Here is a 19,404-nt window from a genome sequence, read left to right on the forward strand (position 1 = left end):
GTGGCTCACCTGGGGGCAGCAACACCGTACGACGGGGTCAGCGTCCCGGCCCGCCAGGCCAGGGCGCCGGACTGGGCGAGCAGCAGGGCGGCGACGGTGAGGAGGGTGGCCCGGCCGTTCAGGTGTACGCCGAGGAGCGCGCCGAGGCCGGTGAGGCCGAGGCGTACGGCGACGCCCACGCCCCAGACCGCGGCCGTCACGCCGCGCCCCTTGGACCACGCGACGCCGTCCCGGTCGGTCCACACGCGCGAGGTCCAGGCGATCCCGGCGCCCGTGGCGAGCCCGGCGGCGATGCCGGCGCCGAGGAGGAACGCGGAGCCGACGGGGTGGGTGGGGTCCAGCAGGGCGCCGCCGGACCGGCTGATCGCGACGTAGCCCAGGACGGCGGGCAGCACCCACCAGCTCCTGCGGTCGGCGGCGACCTTCCGGGCGCTGAACTGCCGGACGATGACGAGGGCGGCGACCGCCGCGATGACGAGGATGGTGGGCAGGCCGCCCATGGTTCGAGCCTCCGGGTGCGGGACGATGTCGGCGCTTTCCACGCTAGGAACGCGCGGCGGCGTGCGGATCGGCCCGCGGGTGGGACCCGGGTGGAGATGCGCGGGGGGCCGTCCACCCGTGGGTGGACGGCCCTCCCGGCGCGGTGGTGCTCAGGTGTCGATGCGCGAGAGGTCCAGGGACGCGGCGGAGTTGGTGATGAACTCCTTGCGCGGCGCGACCTCGTTGCCCATGAGCAGGTCGAAGGCCTTCTCGGCGTTCTCCAGGTCGCTGATGTTGATCCGGCGCAGGGTGCGGTGGCGGGGGTCCATCGTGGTCTCGGCGAGCTGGTCGGCGTCCATCTCGCCCAGACCCTTGTAGCGCTGGATGCTGTCCTTGAAACGGACGTTCTTGCGCTGGAGTTCCAGGAGCGTCTGCCGCAGTTCGTTGTCCGAGTACGTGTAGATGTACTTGTCCTGGCCCTTCTTCGGGTTGATCAGCTCCACGCGGTGCAGCGGCGGCACGGCGGAGAAGACCCGGCCCTGCTCGATCATCGGGCGCATGTAGCGCTGGAAGAGTGTGAGCAGCAGCGTACGGATGTGCGCGCCGTCGACATCGGCGTCGGCGAGGAAGATGACCTTGCCGTAGCGGGCCGCGTCGATGTCGAAGGTACGGCCCGAGCCGGCTCCTATCACCTGGATGATCGCGCCGCATTCGGCGTTCTTCAGCATGTCCGAGACCGAGGACTTCTGGACGTTCAGGATCTTGCCACGGATCGGCAGCAGCGCCTGGAATTCGGAGTTGCGGGCGAGCTTGGCCGTACCGAGCGCCGAGTCGCCCTCCACGATGAACAGCTCACTGCGGTCCACGTCGTCGCTGCGGCAGTCGGCCAGCTTGGCGGGCAGCGAGGAGGACTCCAGCGCGGTCTTCCTGCGCTGCGCCTCCTTGTGCTGCCGGGCCGCGATACGGGTGCGGGCGGCCGCGACGGCCTTCTCCAGGACCGCGCGGGCCTGGGCCTTCGCGTCGCGCTTGGTGGAGGTCAGGAACGCCTTCAGCTCCTTGGCCACCACGTTGGCGACGATGCGGTTGGCCGCCGACGTACCGAGGACCTCCTTGGTCTGGCCTTCGAACTGCGGCTCGGCCAGCCGTACGGTGACGACGGCCGTGAGCCCTTCGAGGGCGTCGTCCTTGACGACGTCGTCCTCGGCGACGCGCAGCAGCTTGGCCGAGCGCAGCACCTCATTGACCGTCTTGGTCACGGAGCGTTCGAAGCCGGTGACGTGGGTGCCGCCCTTGGGGGTGGCGATGATGTTCACGAACGACTTGACGGTCGTGTCGTACCCGGTGCCCCAGCGCAGCGCGATGTCCACGCCGAGCTCGCGCGTCACCTCGGTGGGCGTCATGTGCCCGCGGTCGTCCAGGACCGGCACCGTCTCCTTGAAGGTGCCCTGCCCCGAGAGGCGCAGCACGTCGCAGACGGCCTTGTCCTGGGCGAGGTACTCGCAGAATTCGCTGATGCCGCCGTCGTAGTGGAAGGTCTCCTCGCTCGTCCCCTCGGTCTCGATGCCGCGCTCGTCCCGTACGACGAGGGTGAGGCCGGGCACGAGGAAGGCGGTCTGGCGGGCGCGGGCGTGCAGCGTCTCCAGGGAGAGCTTGGCGTCCTTGAGGAAGATCTGGCGGTCGGCCCAGTAGCGCACCCGGGTGCCGGTGCGGGTCTTCGGGATGCGCTTGCCCTTGACGAGCCCGCCGGTGGGGTCGAAGGGGGCCTCGGGGCCCGACTCGGTGAAGATGCCGGGAACGCCGCGGCGGAAGCTGATGGAGTGCGTCTTGGAACTGCGGTCGACCTCGACGTCCAGGCGGGCGGAGAGAGCGTTGACCACGGAGGCGCCGACGCCGTGCAGGCCGCCGGAGGCCGCGTACGAGCCGCCGCCGAACTTGCCGCCGGCGTGCAGCTTGGTCATGACGACCTCGACGCCGCTGAGGCCGGTTTTGGGCTCGACATCGACGGGGATGCCGCGGCCGTTGTCCTTCACCTCCACGGAGCCGTCGTCGTGCAGGATCACTTCGATGCGGTCGCAGTAGCCGCCCAGCGCCTCATCGACGGAATTGTCGATGATTTCCCACAGGCAGTGCATCAGACCACGGCTGTCGGTGGATCCGATGTACATGCCGGGGCGCTTGCGGACGGCCTCCAGGCCCTCCAGGACGAGCAGATGCCGCGCGGTGTAGTTGGATCCGTCCCGGTCTGCCCCGGTCAGCACGGCGGTGGACGGCACGGACATCTCGGCGGTCACGCGGTTCGCTCCTCGCTGAATTTCTGGTGGTCCGCATTCCGCGGACCCTGGTGTGGCGGTGTCGCCGGTCAGAGGGTACCGAGGCCTTGGTAGAGCCGTTGTGACGCCACCCGTAAGCGGGCCCATGCTAGTAGGTTTTCGCTCGTACGTTCTATTCCACGTGTGGGTGACGTGAACATCACGTTCCCTTCGAGGCATGAACCATTTAGGCTCCGGGCACGTCCTCATCAACGACCGGCAACCCAGCCGGCGAGGACAAGGCCCGACCCGACACCTCGAATCAGACCACCGCAATACGGCTCATTCGCCGCCACCCGGCAGCACCCGGCCGCCTCGGAAAAAAATTTTCGAGGAAAAGCCACGAGCGGGAACGTTTTCGGCCTGGTTGGATGTTGACCCTGGTACGACAGCTCGTCGAGCTAGAGAAGAGGCGACGTGACTACTGTTCTGACCCCCGCGAGCCCGCTGACGGCCGCTGACCGCTGCGACCGCTGCGGCGCACAGGCTTACCTGCGCGTCGTCCTGATGTCCGGCGGCGAACTGCTCTTCTGCGCCCACCACGGTCGCAAGTTCGAGCCGGAACTCAAGAAGATCGCCGCGGAGATACAGGACGAGACGGAGCGGCTGACCGCCACTTCGGCGTCCGCGTCCGAAGAGGAACGCTGACACATCGCACACCGACGACGAGCGAGTAACGGCCAAGAGCCGTGCGCGGGCGGTTCCCCCGGATCACCGGGGAGACCGCCCGCTCTCGTACTCGCCCGTCCGTCTCACGGCCTGCGGCGTTCACGGCTCCGCCAGGGAGCTCGCACCGCACGGCCCGGGGCTTTCTCCCCCGTCGAGGGGCACCCCGGGCCCTTACGCGGCTCTCCAACCGCCCTCCAGCCCCCACTGCCACCGGCGGCCCACGCGGCCGCCCTCAGCGCCCCTCAGGCGCCCTGACCCAGCACCGCCTGCCTGGCAGCGGAAACCCGCGTGTAGACACCGGGCTTGCCCGCCTCACCGCAGCCGGTCCCCCAGGACACCAGCCCCACCAGCCGCCCGTTCGCCACGAGCGGACCTCCGCTGTCCCCCTGGCACGCGTCGTGCCCGCCCTGCTGCGTCCCCGCGCACAGCATCGAGGCCGGGTCGTACGTACCGTCCACACTCTTCGGGTACGCCCGGCGACAGGACGCGTCCGGCATGACCTGCACCCGCGCCGCGCGCAGCACCGAGGAGTACGTACCGTTGCCGGTCGTGTCACCCCAGCCGTAGACCGCCGCCGGCGTCCCCGGCCGATACGCGCGGTCGTACGTGCTCGCCATCGGCAGCGCACGCCCCGGAGCGGTCCCGCGCAGCCTCACCACAGCGAAGTCCCCGGAGTTCGTCGTCGCGTCGTACGAAGGATTGATCCAGACGCTGCGGGTCGCCATCTCCCTGCCCGCCCGGCCCCGCAGATCAGTACGTCCGACGATCACTCGCAGGTCCGGCACCGCGTCCGGCGACGCACCCAGCACGTCCTTGCCCATGCAGTGCGCCGCGGTGAGCACCGTGGAGGGGCCCACGAGCACGCCGCCGCAGAACTGCCCGGAACGCTCGTCCCCGAAGCGCTCACGGCTCGCCAGCGCCACGACCCACGGGCTCGACGAAGCCTGCACCTGCCGTCCGCCCACGATGACACTGTCCGCGGCAGCTGGTCCCGGGACTCCGAGTACGGCGACGGCCGGCGCGATGACGGCGAGGACCGTGGTGACAGCGCGGATGCGGATGCCCATACCGACTCCTGACTCTGGGGGAGCTTTCGTACACCCAGAGTGAGTCAGCGTGTCGCGCGCCGCACCCCGGACACGCCGAGGGCCCGGCCACCCCCCATCGGGAGCGGCCGGGCCCCTATGCCCTGTGACCTGCGGCGTCAGTCGAGGTAGTCGCGGAGCACCTGCGAACGCGAGGGGTGCCGCAGCTTGGACATCGTCTTGGATTCGATCTGACGGATACGCTCACGCGTGACGCCGTAGACCTTGCCGATCTCGTCCAGCGTCTTGGGCTGGCCGTCGGTGAGGCCGAAGCGCATCGAAACGACGCCCGCCTCACGCTCCGAGAGCGTGTCAAGGACCGAGTGGAGCTGTTCCTGCAGAAGAGTGAAGCTGACCGCGTCGGCCGGCACCACGGCCTCGGAGTCCTCGATGAGGTCACCGAACTCGCTGTCGCCGTCCTCGCCCAGCGGCGTGTGCAGCGAAATGGGCTCGCGGCCGTACTTCTGGACCTCGATGACCTTCTCGGGGGTCATGTCGAGTTCCTTGGCCAGCTCCTCCGGGGTGGGCTCGCGGCCCAGGTCCTGGAGCATCTGGCGCTGCACACGGGCGAGCTTGTTGATGACCTCGACCATGTGGACAGGGATACGGATCGTACGCGCCTGGTCGGCCATGGCGCGGGTGATCGCCTGGCGGATCCACCACGTCGCGTACGTCGAGAACTTGTAACCCTTGGTGTAGTCGAACTTCTCGACCGCACGGATCAGACCGAGGTTGCCTTCCTGGATCAGGTCCAGGAACAGCATGCCGCGGCCGGTGTAGCGCTTGGCCAGCGAGACCACGAGGCGGAGGTTGGCCTCCAGCAGGTGGTTCTTGGCGCGGCGGCCGTCCTCGGCGATGATCTCCAGCTCGCGCTTCAGCTTCGGCGCCAGCTTGTCGGAGTTCGCCAGCTTGTCCTCGGCGAACAGACCGGCCTCGATGCGCTTGGCGAGCTCGACCTCCTGCTCGGCGTTGAGCAGCGGGACCTTACCGATCTGCTTGAGGTAGTCCTTGACCGGGTCGGCGGTGGCGCCGGCCGCGGCGACCTGCTGCGCAGGGGCGTCGTCCTCGTCGTCGTCCGACAGCACGAAGCCCGCGGCCTCGGCGCCTTCGGGGGTCTCGGGCGCATCGCCCTTGCCCGGCGCCGCCGGGGTCTCCTCGACGCCGTCCTCTTCGAGGATCTCGTCGACCGCGTCCTTCTTGGCGGCCTTCTTCGCCGTCGTCTTCTTCGCGGCCGTCTTCTTGGCCGTGGCCTTCTTCGCGGTGACCTTCTTGGCCGCCGCCTTCTTCGCCGGGGCGGGGTCCGCCTCGGCGCCGGGGCCGTCCACCGCCGCGGCCGAGGCCAGCGGCATGGCCGGGGCAGCCGCGGTGGTCTTCTTCACCGCGGCCGTCTTGGCCGCGACGGTCTTGGTGGCGGTGCGCTTCGCCGGACTCTTCGCTGCGACGCTCTTGCGGGTGCGCTTGGGCGCCTCTGCGGCACTGACCATCAGCGTCACACCCTCCTCGTCGAGGATCTGGTTGAGGCTGCGCAGAACGTTCTTCCACTGGGTTGGCGGAATCTGGTCAGCCTCGAAGGCCCGACGCACGTCATCGCCGGCGATCTGCCCATCAGCCTTTCCCCGCTCGATGAGCGCCATCACAGACTCGGACTCGGCGATCTCCGGCGGGAGCGTACGGGATGTGCTGGCCGACACGAACAACCTCTCGGAACGATGGAAACGGCTTCCGACCCCGTCCACTGTGGACCGGAGCCGACGACCGTCGGCGGGGGTGGGCCGACGGCGCAAGGGCAACCAGGGAGTTGAACAGCGCCGCGAACGGCCGCCGTATTCCCTCCTCGGCTATCACCTCTTAAGTCATCGCGCTCTCCCGCAGAGCGTTACGCCCAATCCGCGTGGCCCGAGTCACACCCCATAACGTCACATTTTTATCGATGTGGGGGCGTACTGGAGGGATGAGGGCGAGAGGCGGCGCTTCGGCGGACCCCCGGGCCCCGGGAGGAGCGCGAGGAACGCCGGGCGGTCGGCCGGTACCGGCACGTCCCGCCGTGCCGCCGCCCGCGCGTGCGACACGGCCGGCCGGGCGGCCGCGCCGCACGAAGGCGTACGGCTCGCCAACCGGCCCACCGGCTCGTACGGACAGTCGACTCGTACGGACAGTCGACTCGTACGGGCAGCCGACTCCTGCGGGCAGCGCGGCAAGCACAGCCTGGTTGCGGTGCTCGCCCGCGTGCTCGCGCCGCCTCGCGCTGCGGTGCGTTGCGCTGCGTTGTACGTGGTCACTCACGGCGCTTCGGCGTAGCGGCGGCGCTGCCCGGTCACTGCGGCGTCGCGCCGGCACCACGCGCCTCGCGGCCCTCGCCTCAGGAGCGGGGCGCGGCGGGGCGCCTCCGCCACGGGCGAACGGCCGACGTGACCGGGTCGATCGAGACGAGCGGCCGACGTGACCGGTCGAGGCGAACGGTCGGCGCGCCCCGTCGGGGCGACCGGGCGGAGCGACCGGGCGAGGGCGGTGCGACGTACGGTTTCTGCTGGGCAGGGGCCCGGGTCGCCGGTCGGCCGCGCGCCCGCAGGGGCAGCGTCGTCGTTCGGTACGGCCGGGCGCGGACACCGCTCAGAGCTGACCGGGTCCGACCGAGTGCGACCGGGTCCGATCAGATGCGACCGGGTCCAGGCGCCGTTCAGTGCTCGCGAGGGGCGGGAACCACGTGGTCCACCGCGCCCGCTCCGGGCACCCCGGTCTCGCCGCCGGTCGCGAGCAGCTGACGCATCGCGACCTCCGCACCGGCGGCGTCGCCCGCGCCGATCGCGTCGACGATCTTCATGTGCTGGCCGACGGAGGTCTCGACGGGGTGCTCGCAGCCGAGGGCCGAGCCGCCGGAGACCTGAAGGGCGGCGGAGACGATGCCGGAGAGGTGCTCCAGCATGCGGTTGCCGGTGAGCTGGAGGAGCAGCGAGTGGAACTCCGCGTCCGCCCGGGCGAACGTCAGGGAGTCCCCCTGGGCGGCGGAGTGGCCCATGATCTCGACCATGTCGGCGAGGCGCTGCTGCACGTCCTCACGGCCGTGCCCCGCGGCGAGGCGGGCGGCGAGCGGCTCGATGGTCCAGCGCAGCTCGCACAGCTCACGGCGCTGGTCGTCGCGCTGCGGTCCGTACGCCCGCCACTCGATGATGTCGGGGTCGAGGAGGTTCCAGTCGCTGACCGGACGGACCCGGGTGCCGACGTTCGGGCGCGCGCTGACCAGGCCCTTGGCCTCCAGGACACGCAGCGATTCACGGACGACGGTCCGGGAGACCTCGAAGCGCTGGCCGATCTCTTCCGGGACGAGCGGGCGGTCGGCGCCGAGGTCGCCGGAGACGATCATCTGGCCGAGCTGCTGGACCAGTTGGCCGTGCAGGCCACGGCCGCGGCTGCCGGCGGTGCGGCGGCCGACCCGGGCCATCTCGCTTTCTTGGCCGTCCCATACGGGAGCCACGCGGTCGGTGCGCTCGCCACCGACGGCGTCGGCGTAGGGGTAGCGGTCGAGCTCGCCCGGGCCGGTGAGGCCGGAGTCGGCGGGGCGAGTCGCGGTCATCATGGTGTGCGCAAGGGTACTCACGCATCCTTTGTCGGCGACGTGCCGGACCGCCTTGAGGGCTTTGGTGAAAAGCACACGAAAGGGTGATCGCTCATCACCCTACAATTGACGCTTTATCGGAAGGAACCAGACGCAATACGCGGAGCTGAGGACAGTTCACGCGATGCGGAGTTCGAAAGGCGTCGGCGCCCCGGACGTACCGCTACGCGCTCAACCCGCCGCTCACCTCGCCTTTCGCGTCGTCCACACCCTTGACCCCGGCCTCCTCGGCCACCTTCCCGCTTCCTCTGTTCCCTTCCCCGGCCCTCCGCGTCTCACGTTCTTCTGTCATTTTCATCCGTCAGATGCACTCGGCTTCACTCGACGGGCTTGTCCCTCACTTCTCCGCCCTCTACCGCTGTTCCGCGTCCCGCGCATCCTCAACGTGCCCTCCGGCGCAAGGCCGTGACGGCATATGCGCACAGCAGGACGGCGAGCGACAGCCCCATCGCGCCGACCACCGGCTGCGCCGCCAGCCGCCAGGCGGCATCGGTCAGCTCACCGACCCGGGACGGCCACCGGACCGCGGCCGTGGCCTGCACCCGCGCCGGAAAACCGATCGCCGAGCGCGCCGTCGCATCGCTCAGCAGTCCCTGGACGAGCGGAACCACGGCTACGGGCACCGCCAGGACCGCCGCCAGTCCCATGGCGGTCGACCGGAAGATCCCCGCCGCGAGGAGACCGGCCCACGCGGACCCCATCAGCAGCGCGGCCCAACCGAGCGACAGCAGCGGCCAGTCGGCGACCGGGGGCAACGCCTGCACACCGAAGACGTAGCCCACGGTCACGCTGCTGAGGAAGGCCGAGGCGACCGCCAGTACGAGCGCGCTCGCCGCACTGATCAGCAGCTTGGCGCCCAGCAGCCGCAATCTGCGGGGTACGGAACCCTGTTCGGGTGCGAGCGCCGGGTACCGGAACTCCTGGCCAAAGGCGAGCGCGCCGATCAGGCCGGCCCCCACCGCGGCGGGCGGGAACGGCAACCGGTCCGGCCACCCCGCCAGCGCGCGTGCCGCCGACACGTCACCACCGCGCGCCAGCACCCACGCCAGGACGAGCGACACGAGCAGTACGAGCAGCCCGACGCCCATCGCCGTACGGTCACTGACCGCCCGCCGGATCTCGTACCGGACAGGCCACGCGGGCCCCGGAGCGGGCAACCGCGGCAGCACGAGGCCGGAGGGCTGGATCCTGCCGCGGGGGGTGGGGGCGTGGCGCGGCGCACGGGGGGCGGGGGCGCCGGGGGCGGGGGCGGGGCTGTGGGTGTGGCTGTGGCTGTGGGACGAGGCGCTGGAGGTGCCCGTTGAGTTTTCGGGGCGAGGAGCTTGTGCGTCGTCGGCGGGGATGACGGGGAGTTCGAGCGTCGTGGTGAGTTCGCCGCCGTTGGCGCTGTCGTTGGCGCTGCCGTTGGCTTTGCCGTTGACGTTGCCCCTGTCGCTGCCGTTGACGCTGCCGCGGTCCGCCACCGAGAGGGCGCGGCCGGAGGTGGTGACGCGCCTCCGGCTCGCCTGGAGGCCTCCGGCCCGCTCCGCTTCTCCCGTGCCGCCGGACCCCGAGACGCCGGCTCGCGTGCCGCCGGGTCCCGAGATGAGGGCGCAGTGGCCTCCCGCATCCTTCCGCACCGGCTCACCCGGGTTCGCGTTCGCCTCGGCGGCTTCGTCAGGTGCGACCGGGGTGGTGTGCGTCTCGGCGTACGTATCTGCGTACGCCTCCGCGTGCGTCTCTGCGCTCTCGGCATCGTCGGGCCGTCGCCCGCTCTCGTACGCGTCCGCGTGCGGGTCGTCCGCCGACCGCTCGTGCGGTGTCCCGGCGTACCTCGCGTCGCTCTTCTCGTACTCCCCCTCGTCCTTGGCGGTCTCCGCGGCCACCATCGCGCCGTGGCCGGTCGCCAGCCTCGCCGCCAGCCGGCCGTCGGCCCGGTTCAGCGGAATGGTCGGCCTGGCGTCGCCGATCTCGTCCGCGAGCTGGTGCACGAGGATGCCGTGCCGGTACGCCGTGTCCCCCACCAGCGCACAGTTGCTCCCGTAGACAGCGATGCGGTTGCCGCTCTCGCGTACGACCTCCAGCGCCTGCTCGGCGCGCGGGTCCACGGCCGGGTCGGCACGCTGCCACTCGTCGATCAGGATCGCCGCCAGCCGGTCCGCGTGCGGGGACCGGACGCTGACGCGCGGCCGCAGCCGGGTGTGCGTGAACTCGGCGGCCTCCTGGTCGGCGAGCAGCCGGCCGTCCTCGACCGTGACGATCCGGTCGCCCAGCCGGGCGGCGGTCTTGGGGTCCGAAGCCGTGACGAGCACGCTGCCGCCCTGTGCGGCAAATCCCCGCAGCAGCCCGTACAGCCACGCCGCCTCGCGGGGCGACACCCCTTCGTCGGGTTCGTCGAGGAGCAGCGTGTGCGGGTCTCCGAGCAGGGCGGCCGCCATGCCGAGGCGGCGGTCCATGCCGCGCGAGAACTCGCCCAGCCGCTCCTCCGCCAGGCCGCTGAGACCGACGACCTCCAGGACGTCCTCGGCGCGGTCCGCCGGGACGCCGGCCGCCGCGGTGAGCATCCGCAGGTGCGACCGGGCGGTGCGGGAGGGGTGGCCGGGTACGTCGCCGAGCAGTACGCCCAGTTCGCGCGCCGGGTTCGGCAGGCGGTGCAGGGGGCGGCCGCGGAAGAGCGTGATACCCCGTCCGCGCTCCATCCGCAGCATCAGGCGCAGTGCCGTCGTCTTGCCCGCACCCCTGGCCCCGAGGAGGACCGTGACCTGGCCGGCCGGCGCCTCGAAGGTCAGGTCGTCCACGGCGGGCGGCAGGCCACGACGGGCCTCGCTGGTCAGTCCGACGGCCTGGATCATCGCGCGCCTCGCACGGTACGCGGCAGCCCAACGCCGGGGGCGCGCCCTACGGCCGCCGCCATGACCGTGACCGTCGCGATCGCCGTGACCGTCGTCATCACCGTCATCACCGTCATCGCGGCAGAGGCCGAGGGGTGACTGGAGGGGTGACCGAGGGGACGGCCGGAGGGGTGGGCGGGGGAAGCAGGGGCGGACGTTGCGAGCGCTGCGGGGACTGGAGGACTCACCCCGCCACGGTAACCCTTAATGTCCAATTTGCCCGCAATGCCAGGCGCATTGCCACGCTCGTGTCCCGCTGGCGCCCGGGGGGGGCTCCCCCCACCCCCCGCCCCCTCCCGCCACCCCCTCGCCCATGAAGAGCGGATACAGCAGACACAGTCGGTACAGCCGCTACAGCACGCCCAAGAGCAGCAGGCACCAAGCGCCGACCCCGGCTCACACCTCCGGGCGGAGCATCGGCGGGTTCAGCAGTGTGGCGCCGCCTGCGCTGAAGAGCTGGGCCGGGCGGCCGCCCTGACGGGTCGTCGTCCCCCCGGTCGGGACGAGGAAGCCCGGCGTGCCGGTCACCTTGCGGTGGAAGTTGCGGGGGTCCAGGGCGACGCCCCAGACCGCCTCGTACACCCGGCGCAGCTCTCCGACCGTGAACTCCTGCGGGCAGAACGCGGTGGCGAGCGAGGAGTACTCGATCTTGGAGCGGGCCCGTTCGACGCCGTCCCCGAGGATGCGCGCGTGGTCGAAGGCCAGCGGCGCGGCCTGGTCGCTGTCCCGGGCGAGGCCGTTCTCCTGCTCCAGGAGCGTCTCGACGGGCGCCCAGCGGGCGCCGTGCGCGTCGCCGCCGGCGCGCGGTGCCGGCAGGTCGGGGGCGAGCACCAGGTGGGCGACGCTGACGACGCGCATCCGCGGGTCGCGCTTGGGGTCCCCGTACGTGGCGAGCTGTTCGAGATGCGCGCCGGGGGCCAGCTGGGGGCCCGCCGGGCCGTGCGCCTGCAGGCCGGTCTCCTCGGCGAGTTCCCTGGTCGCCGCCGTCTCCAAATCTTCGTCGGCCCGTACGAATCCTCCGGGCAGGGCCCACCGCCCCTGGAACGGTGGCTCACCGCGGCGGACGGCCAACGCGCACAACGCGTGTTTGCGCACGGTGAGCACGACCAGGTCGACGGTGACGGCGAACGGGGGGAAGGCCGACGGGTCGTAGGGAGGCATGTCGCGATCATAGTCGTCCGCCTGACGATAAACAGGCGGTCCACCTCTTCACGCCCCCAGTTGCAGGCCATCCGCCGCCTCCTCCACCATCCCCAGGCCACGGCCGCCGACACGGACGGAGAACGGCTGCTCCGCGACCGTCAGACCGGCGACGTGCAGGGCACCCAGCGGCGTACCGGAGAGCGGCCGCACGGAGAGCGTGCCGCCCGGGACGTCCGGGCGGATGCCCACCAGGGCGAGCAGCGCGTGCACCGCGCCCGCCGCGGCCACCGCGGCGGGCCGGCAGGCCGTGGGGTGCGGTACGGGGGCGCCGTCGCCGGTGCGCTGGTGTCCCGCGTACATCTCCGGGAGGCGGTACCCGAAGCTCTCCGAGGCGTCCAGCAGCCCTCTGATCAACGACGTCGCCTCCGCCTCCCGGCCCGCTGCGGCCAGGGCGGATGCGGCGACGGCGGTCTCGTGGACGCGGACCGCTCCGCTGCGGTGCCCGAAGGGGTTGTAGCCGTCCTCCTTGCTGCCGAGGCCGCGCAGGCCCCAGCCGGTGTCGAGGACAGGGCTGTTCAGCAGTTTCGCGACCTGTTCCATACGGACGCCGTCGAGCAGCCCGGGGGCGTACGTCCCGCTGCCGAGCAGGCCGGTGTCCAGGAGGTGGGCGGCACCGGAGACGAGGCGCGTGAGCGGCCTGCCGTCGGGTGCGCACAGGGCCGCGGGGCGACCGCCGCCGGGGTCGTCGATCCAGAAGTGGTCGCGGAACCGGCGGCGGAGTTCGGCGGCCCATTCGCGCAGCTCTTCGGCGCCGGGACGGTCGCACGCGTCGAGGAGGTCGGCGCCGAGCAGCGCCGCGCGGTGGGCGTGCGCCTGGGTCTCGCAGCGGTAGGGGCCGGCGGGGGCCGGGTCGGGTACGCAGCCGGCGCCTGCCGAGGGGCCGGCGACGCGGGCCGATGTGGCGCGCAGCCAGGTGAGGCAGCGTTCGGCGGCGGGCAGCAGGCGTTCGACGTCGGGGGCGGGCAGGCCCCATCGCCGGGCTTCGGCGAGGACCGCGGGGAACAGCAGGGTTGCCTCGATGCCGGTGCAGCTCGGTGGCGAGTGGGGGCCCGCGTCCCTCAGGGGGCCGGGAATTCGGCCGAAATCCGGCCCCGGGGCCGCGTGTTGGCTGCGGGCGAGAGTGCGGAGGGTGCCGGCGGCGAGCCGGGTGCCGAGCGGAAGGAGCATGCGGGCCGCGGCCAGGGCCTCGGCCGGGGCCGGGGTGCACCGCCAGGGGATGCCGGCCGCGAGTCCGGTGTCGGCCGGTACGGCGGGGTCCCGGGTCAGGAGGCCGTTGAGGTCGTCGAGTGCGGTGGTGAGCAGGGCGCTCGCGCGGGGGTCGTCGCACTGGAGGCGGGCGGTGGACCAGGGGCGGGGCGGTCGAGTGGCGTGCGTTCCGGCGGCGGGGAGGGCGGCTCCTCCGGTGGGTGGGTGCGTCGGCCCGGTGGTGCCGCTGCGGACGGTGAGTTCGATGGTGCGTGGGGCGCCGGGTGGCAGGTCCAGGTTCCAGCGGAGCAGTCCGGCGGCGGCGAGCGCGTCGTCCGGTGGCGGGGTGGCCGTGACGGTGGCGTGGACGGTGTCGGTGGTCCAGCGGAGTCCGGCCGCGTGGACGGAGGCGGGCAGGTCGGGGCCGGGAAGCCCGAGGGCGACGGCGCTCAGTTCGGCGAGGTCGGTGGAGAAGGTGATCTCCACGGGAAGGCGCAGGGCCCGGGGGGTGTTGTTGTGCAGGGTGATGCGTTCGGTGCCGTCGGCGTTCCGCAGGCGTTCGACGAGGAGGCCCGGGTCGGGGCCGGGGTCGTGGGGTGTGCGGAGGGTGCCCGTGAAGCGGGCGCGGTCGGCGCCGAGCGTCCTTGCCTGCACGGTGAGCGGCTGGGCTCCGGCGACTCGGAGGACGCAGCGGGCGAGGACCCGCCTGCCGGAGCGGTAGAACCCTTCCATGCCGTTGCCGGTGAGCTGCCCGTTGGTGCCGGAGGAGATGACGAGTGCGGGCAGGGCCACGCAGATCAGGGCGGTGTGGACGGGTTGCGGCTCGGGTGGGCGGGGCGGCGGCGCGGCGCGTTGCCGTGCGGGGGCCGGGTGGGTCTGCGGTGGGGTGGGGAACATGCCTGCCATGGGGGGTGCTCCCTGTTGTGGTGGGGATTCCGTACGGGTCGCGCCACCCAGGGGAACGCCGCGGCGGATACGCAGGTCACGCCGGAACGTCAGGTCGGGTGTGTTCATCGCGGGCTCCGGTCGTCGCTCCGCTCGTCCCGGCGGCCTCCCGCGGGACCGGTGCGCGGGTGGGGGCGCCCCGCGCGGGGACGTACTGCGGGACGGGTGCGAATGCGGTGTCCTGCGCGGCGATCGGCACGCGAGCGGCGGGTCGGCGCACGTCCCGTCCGGGGGACGGCCGCGTCGGTATCGGCGGTGTCGGGGGTGGTCTGGGTGGTGGTTTCGGCGGCGATGCCGATGGGGGTATCGGCGTTGGTCCCAATGGCGGTGTCGGTGCCGGTGTCGGTTTCAGTGTCGGTTCCGGTGTCGGTGTAGGTCGGGTTGTCGGTGGCCGGCTGAGCATCGGGCCGGCGTGTGGCGCGGAGGCAGTGGCGGAGTTTGGCGGGGTCGAGGCCCTCGTTGAGGGCGCGGTGGAGGAGTTGGGCGAGGAGGTAGTCGGGGTCGAGGGTGAGGGCGCGGCAGAGGGCGACGCGAGCGGCGGCGGTGTCGCCGGTCGCCCAGGAGACCCAGCCGGCCAGGGTGAGCGGGGGTACCGCGTGGGTTTCGTAGGCGTCGGGGCAGCGGCGGGCCAGGGCGCGCCAGAGGCGCAGGGCGGGTGCGGCGTCGGGGCCTTCCGTCCAGGCGGCGACGTGGTCGCGGGTGAGGCGGTCCTGGAGGCCGAGGATCATTTCGGCGGCTTCGCCGTTGCTGAGGAGGGCGTCGTCGCAGGCGTCCTTGGCGCGGTGGCTGCCGGTGGGCGGGTCGCCTCGGAAGGTGTGGAGGGCGCGGGTGAGGAGGGTGAGGGTCTCGTCGCGTACGGCCTCGGGGGCCCGGCCGGAGAGCATGCGCGGGACGAGGGCGGCGGCCGCGGCGTCGAGGGCTTTGACCTGGTCGTCCGCGCGGCGGCCGGTGTGCGGGGCGAGCCGGGCCTCCATGTCCTTGAGCGAGCCGCGGACCTGGACGCCGGAGTAGGCGGCAGCCGCTGCCATGACGGAGGTGCCGGGCAGGGCGAGCGGGGTGCCGTCGGCGGGGCAGCAGCGTTCGTCGGGGCAGACGTAGGACCAGAAGCGGCCGTGGGAGAGGCAGAGGGCTTCGAGGACGGGGACGTCGCGGCTGCCGCAGGCGGTGCGGAGTCGCTGGGCGAGGGGGTGGAGGCGGTCGCGTACGTCGCGGCCGGTCTCGGTGGCGGTGGGGTCCTGGCAGAGGAAGGCGATGATGCCGCCGGGCGGGGTGCCGCGCTCGCGGGCGGAGGTGATCAGGCTGTCGGCGAGCTGGTCGGCGATGTAGGGCCATTGGCCGGTGTCGGCGGGGATGCCGAGCCGGACGCGGCCGCCGAAGCGTCCGCGTTCGCCGTGGAGCGCGACGAGGACGATGCTGTCATCGGGGTAGAAACCGAGCAAGTACGGCAGTGCGTCGGCGAGTTCGGCAGGGCCGCGCAGCGTGACCTGGGCTTCCGGGCCGGCCGGGGTGGTGGGGCGGGGGTCTGCCGGGTCGGCCGGCTCGATGTGCGGGTTCATGAGCCGAAAGATCCCGCGGTTCGCCGCGCCGCGGCGACCCCTGTGGACAACTCCCGGGTGATTAAAGTTTTCCACAAACCATCACGGGTGTGCGGGTGCCGGACAACTGCCGCGCGCGTTCGGCGGACATACGTCCGACCGTGCAGGTCGCAGCGGTTTCCGTTGCCGATGGCGGTAGCGAACGCGCCGGGGCGCGGCGCCTGCGTCCCCCCTCATTTTGGCGCGATCCAGCGGGTATTGGAGGGGTCCCGGAGTTCCGGGCGATCTGTTCATGCTGTTTACAAGTGATTAGATTGTGCGCGTGATGCGATCCACAAACGTTTCCGGAACCGATCGTCGTGCGCTGATCGCGGCTTCGGTCACCGTTGTTCTTTGGGCTTCGGCGTTCGTCTCCATTCGCGCCTCGGCCGACCACTTCAGTCCTGGAGCTCTGGCACTGGGCAGACTCGTGACCGGTTCCGTCGCATTGGTGTGCGTATTGCTGGTCAAAAAGGGCGGTTTACCGCCTCGTAAGGCATGGCCGGGCATTGTGGGATCCGGAGTCCTCTGGTTCGGGGTCTACATGGTGGTCCTGAACTGGGGTGAGCAGAAAGTCGACGCCGGCACGGCTTCCATGGTGGTCAATGTCGGACCGATGGTGATCGCCCTGCTGGGCGGCTGGCTGCTCAAGGAAGGGTTCCCGCCACTGCTGCTGCTCGGCATGGGCGTGTCGTTCGTGGGAGCGGTCGTGGTCGGCTTCTCCACGTCCGGCGAGGGCTCGTCCTCCGTACTGGGTGTACTGCTCTGCCTGCTGGCGGCGGTGGCGTACGGCGCAGGGGTGGTCTCGCAGAAACCCGCTCTGCGGCATGCGACGGCGATGCAGACCACGACGTTCGGCTGCCTCATCGGCACGGTCTGCTGCCTGCCCTTCAGTGGGCAGCTGGTGTCGCAGCTGTCCGAGGCGCCGCTCTCGGCGACCCTCAACGTCGTCTACCTGGGGCTCTTCCCGACGGCACTGGCGTTCAGCACCTGGGCGTACGCGCTGTCCCGGACGACCGCGGGCAAGATGGGGGCGACCACCTACGCGGTGCCCGCCGTCGTGGTCCTCATCTCCTGGATCGCCCTGCGGGAGGTACCCGGCTGGGTCACCCTCCTCGGCGGCGTCATCTGCCTCGGCGGGGTCGCGGTATCCCGGAGGCGCGGCATCCGCGCACCGCAGGAGCCGCCGGCCGCGCCCGGACCGGAGCCGACCGGCTCCGAGGCCCCCGCAACGGAAAGCACGCGCTGAAGCGCACGGAACGGCCCCCAGGAGGGGCCGGCCGGGGAACGTCCCCGGCCGGCCCCTCCGTCATGTGCACCGCCCCACGGCGGTCCGCGCCGCTCTTCGCACGAGCGGGCACGTCACAGGACGATCGTCGTCTCGTTCCGTGCCAGCAGATAGCCGAGCTGCACCCGGGTGTGCGCGCCGAGCTCCTGCTTCATGGCCGCGATGTGCCCTTGCAGCGACCGTTCACTGATGCCCAGCCGGCGCGCGATCCGCTTGTCCGAGTACCCCCCGATCAGCAGGCTGCTGATCGATTCCCGGAGTGACGGAATGACCTCGCCGGCCGCTTTCGCCGCATGCAGCGGAACGAACGGAAAATCCTTCGCCCGGTCCCAGGAACGCTCGAAAGTATCCTTGAGGAAACGCACCACCGCCGGCTCGCGAATGGCCATTGCATGCGTACGGCTTTCATTCGCCGAAATGAAGGCGACCGTGTCGTCGATGACGATCAGCCGGTCGAAGAATTCGGCCAGCGTCCGGACCCGCACCCCGTAATCGGATACTGCCCGCACATACCTTTTGGTCGCCTCGTCGAATCGCGTGGTGTGCTGGTAGAGCGTCCGCATGGCGACACCGGCCTCGATATGTCGCCGCACGGAATCGAGCGCCTTGTCCAGAACGGGCCCCGGCCGGGGCCCGTCCGGCTGTGCGGTCAGGATTTCTCTTCGGGCGCCGGAGAGGGCCTCGTTGATGGCCTTCTCTATGGCTTCCAGCCCGTCCAGATGAGAAATGAATGGTTCCGGAGGACCCGCCGGCACCTCCGGAACGCTGCTGATGCCGTCGATCGGACGGCCCACCGTGAGCCGCGACAGCTCGTCCAACTGTGCGGCCAGTCGCCGCAGAGTGCCTTCCGTGCCCTCCGGATCTTCCGGCATGGACTCTAATCGCGCAGATTTCTGTCCGTTTTGTCCTGCGTTAATACCATTTGCGTCATTCACGCCTCTAACCCCCATGCTGTCTGCATGTCCCTTTAGTGCGTGTAAGTCCCCTCAGTTTCCCGTAGTACGGAAACCCGAACCATCTTAGATCTTCAACTCGGGCTCCAGGCAAGGGACATTGATTGCAGGCGATCAAACGGAATGCGTTCGCTTCGGCCGGGCGACGCTCTCCTCTTTGTTGATCGGACTCCCCACCACTTCGCAGGAGAGGTTCAGAGAACATGCGGGAAAACTTTTCCTCGTCCAGCCGGGCGCCCCGTCGGCCGAACTTCACTCTTCGTATCGGGTTCGTCGCGGTAGCGAGTTTTCTGATGGTCGCGCCCGGGGTGAACGCAGCAGAAGCCTCGGTATCCGCGGCCCCCACGGGTGACACCAGACTGGACGATGTCGGCTGGAATGCGGCCGGCTCCCGGTCGACTTCCTGAGTCCCCGTCAGGTACGAGAGATCGGTTCCCCACTGTGTCTTCTTCCCCCTGGTTTCTGTGCGACGAAGCCGGACCCCGGCGTGCCGCCCGCGTCTACTGCTTCCCCCACGCCGGAGGCAATCCCCGTTCCTTCCTCAGCTGGCAGAAGGACCTGGGAGAGGACGCGGAAGTGGTCGCGGTCTGTCCGCCCGGACGGGGGCCCCGGTACCGGGAGACCGCCCTCACCACCGTGCCGGACCTCGCCGACGGAGCCGCGGCGGCGATCGCCGCGGCCGCCGACCGCCCCTTCCTCCTCTTCGGGCACAGCTTCGGCGCCGTACTGGCCTTCGAGGTCGCGCGGCGCATAGAAGGCCTGCCGGGCTTCCGGCACCTGGTCGCCTCCGGCTGCTCCGCGCCCTCCCTGCTGCCCACACAGCGTGTGGTGGAGACCGCGCGGCTGGAAGGGCGTGCGTTCACCGAGGCCGTGGGCTTCTTCGGCGGACTGCCGCCGGAGGTCGTCGCCGACGAGGCGCTGCAGGAACTGCTGCTCCCGAACCTGCGGTCGGACTTCCGCATGGTCGCGGAGTACGCCTACCGGCCGGCGCCCCCGCTGCACGTCCCCGTCACCCTGATCAACGGCTACGACGACCCGCATGTCACCAAGGACGGCCTCGCCCCCTGGGAGCGCGAGAGCAACGCCGGGGTCAACCGGCACTGGGCCGACGGCGGCCACTTCTACTTCGACGGCAGTCCCGGCGCCGTCACCGGCCTTCTGCGGTCGCTCATAAGTGGGGCACCTGGCGCGAACGCGCCTGTCGATGAGCACGTTGAGCTTATCTGAGCA

Annotated in this window: 13 protein-coding genes; 3 read left to right on the plus strand and 10 right to left on the minus strand. The window is 71.2% G+C overall.

Annotated features, from left to right (window positions below; all coding sequences use genetic code 11):
* Positions 1 to 5: 5 nt before the first annotated feature.
* Entirely contained in the window at positions 6 to 542 is a 537-nt protein-coding gene (locus ACIGQF_RS27890; RefSeq protein ID WP_399715504.1) for a DUF1453 domain-containing protein, read from the minus strand.
* Between the two features lie 108 nt (positions 543 to 650).
* Positions 651 to 2,771 (minus strand): type IIA DNA topoisomerase subunit B, encoded by a 2,121-nt coding sequence (locus ACIGQF_RS27895; protein ID WP_399715507.1) that lies wholly within the window; start codon positions 2,769 to 2,771, stop codon positions 651 to 653.
* A 435-nt stretch (positions 2,772 to 3,206) separates the two neighbouring features.
* On the opposite strand from ACIGQF_RS27895, the gene ACIGQF_RS27900 reads away from it, so the two are divergent.
* Complete coding sequence (locus tag ACIGQF_RS27900) at positions 3,207 to 3,437, plus strand: hypothetical protein (RefSeq protein WP_361562978.1); 231 nt, start codon at positions 3,207 to 3,209, stop codon at positions 3,435 to 3,437.
* A 263-nt stretch (positions 3,438 to 3,700) separates the two neighbouring features.
* Here ACIGQF_RS27900 and ACIGQF_RS27905 read toward each other — a convergent pair whose 3' ends face one another.
* The 7 genes from ACIGQF_RS27905 to ACIGQF_RS27935 all read right to left on the minus strand — a co-directional run bounded on the left by ACIGQF_RS27905 (position 3,701) and on the right by ACIGQF_RS27935 (position 15,915).
* Complete coding sequence (locus ACIGQF_RS27905) at positions 3,701 to 4,525, minus strand: serine protease (RefSeq protein WP_399715511.1); 825 nt, start codon at positions 4,523 to 4,525, stop codon at positions 3,701 to 3,703.
* Between the two features lie 137 nt (positions 4,526 to 4,662).
* The gene (locus tag ACIGQF_RS27910; protein WP_361562980.1) at positions 4,663 to 6,240 is read right to left on the minus strand and encodes an RNA polymerase sigma factor; all 1,578 of its coding nucleotides are present in this window, start codon (positions 6,238 to 6,240) and stop codon (positions 4,663 to 4,665) included.
* A gap of 980 nt (positions 6,241 to 7,220) precedes the next feature.
* Positions 7,221 to 8,192 carry a FadR/GntR family transcriptional regulator gene (locus ACIGQF_RS27915; protein ID WP_399715514.1) on the minus strand — a complete coding sequence of 324 codons (972 nt, stop codon included), beginning with the start codon at positions 8,190 to 8,192 and terminating at the stop codon, positions 7,221 to 7,223.
* Positions 8,193 to 8,536: 344 nt separating this feature from the next.
* Positions 8,537 to 10,987, minus strand: a complete 2,451-nt coding sequence (locus ACIGQF_RS27920) for an ATP-binding cassette domain-containing protein (protein WP_399715517.1) — start codon at positions 10,985 to 10,987, stop codon at positions 8,537 to 8,539.
* Positions 10,988 to 11,422: 435 nt separating this feature from the next.
* Entirely contained in the window at positions 11,423 to 12,187 is a 765-nt protein-coding gene (locus ACIGQF_RS27925; protein WP_399715521.1) for an NUDIX domain-containing protein, read from the minus strand.
* 48 nt (positions 12,188 to 12,235) lie between these two features.
* Positions 12,236 to 14,320 carry a glycogen debranching N-terminal domain-containing protein gene (locus tag ACIGQF_RS27930; RefSeq protein ID WP_399715523.1) on the minus strand — a complete coding sequence of 695 codons (2,085 nt, stop codon included), beginning with the start codon at positions 14,318 to 14,320 and terminating at the stop codon, positions 12,236 to 12,238.
* Positions 14,321 to 14,424: 104 nt separating this feature from the next.
* A complete protein-coding gene (locus ACIGQF_RS27935; RefSeq protein WP_399715526.1) occupies positions 14,425 to 15,915 on the minus strand; it encodes a DUF4192 domain-containing protein in 1,491 nt (496 codons plus the stop codon).
* A 304-nt stretch (positions 15,916 to 16,219) separates the two neighbouring features.
* Here ACIGQF_RS27935 and ACIGQF_RS27940 point away from each other — a divergent pair, with 304 nt between their 5' ends.
* A complete protein-coding gene (locus tag ACIGQF_RS27940) occupies positions 16,220 to 17,182 on the plus strand; it encodes a DMT family transporter (RefSeq protein ID WP_399715528.1) in 963 nt (320 codons plus the stop codon).
* 113 nt (positions 17,183 to 17,295) lie between these two features.
* Here ACIGQF_RS27940 and ACIGQF_RS27945 read toward each other — a convergent pair whose 3' ends face one another.
* Positions 17,296 to 18,093 (minus strand): LuxR C-terminal-related transcriptional regulator, encoded by a 798-nt coding sequence (locus tag ACIGQF_RS27945; RefSeq protein WP_399715531.1) that lies wholly within the window; start codon positions 18,091 to 18,093, stop codon positions 17,296 to 17,298.
* A gap of 522 nt (positions 18,094 to 18,615) precedes the next feature.
* Here ACIGQF_RS27945 and ACIGQF_RS27950 point away from each other — a divergent pair.
* Complete coding sequence (locus tag ACIGQF_RS27950; protein ID WP_399715534.1) at positions 18,616 to 19,401, plus strand: thioesterase II family protein; 786 nt, start codon at positions 18,616 to 18,618, stop codon at positions 19,399 to 19,401.
* Positions 19,402 to 19,404 lie beyond the last annotated feature (3 nt).

The sequence above is a fragment of the Streptomyces sp. NPDC053560 genome (assembly GCF_044544605.1).
Lineage (GTDB): Bacteria > Actinomycetota > Actinomycetes > Streptomycetales > Streptomycetaceae > Streptomyces.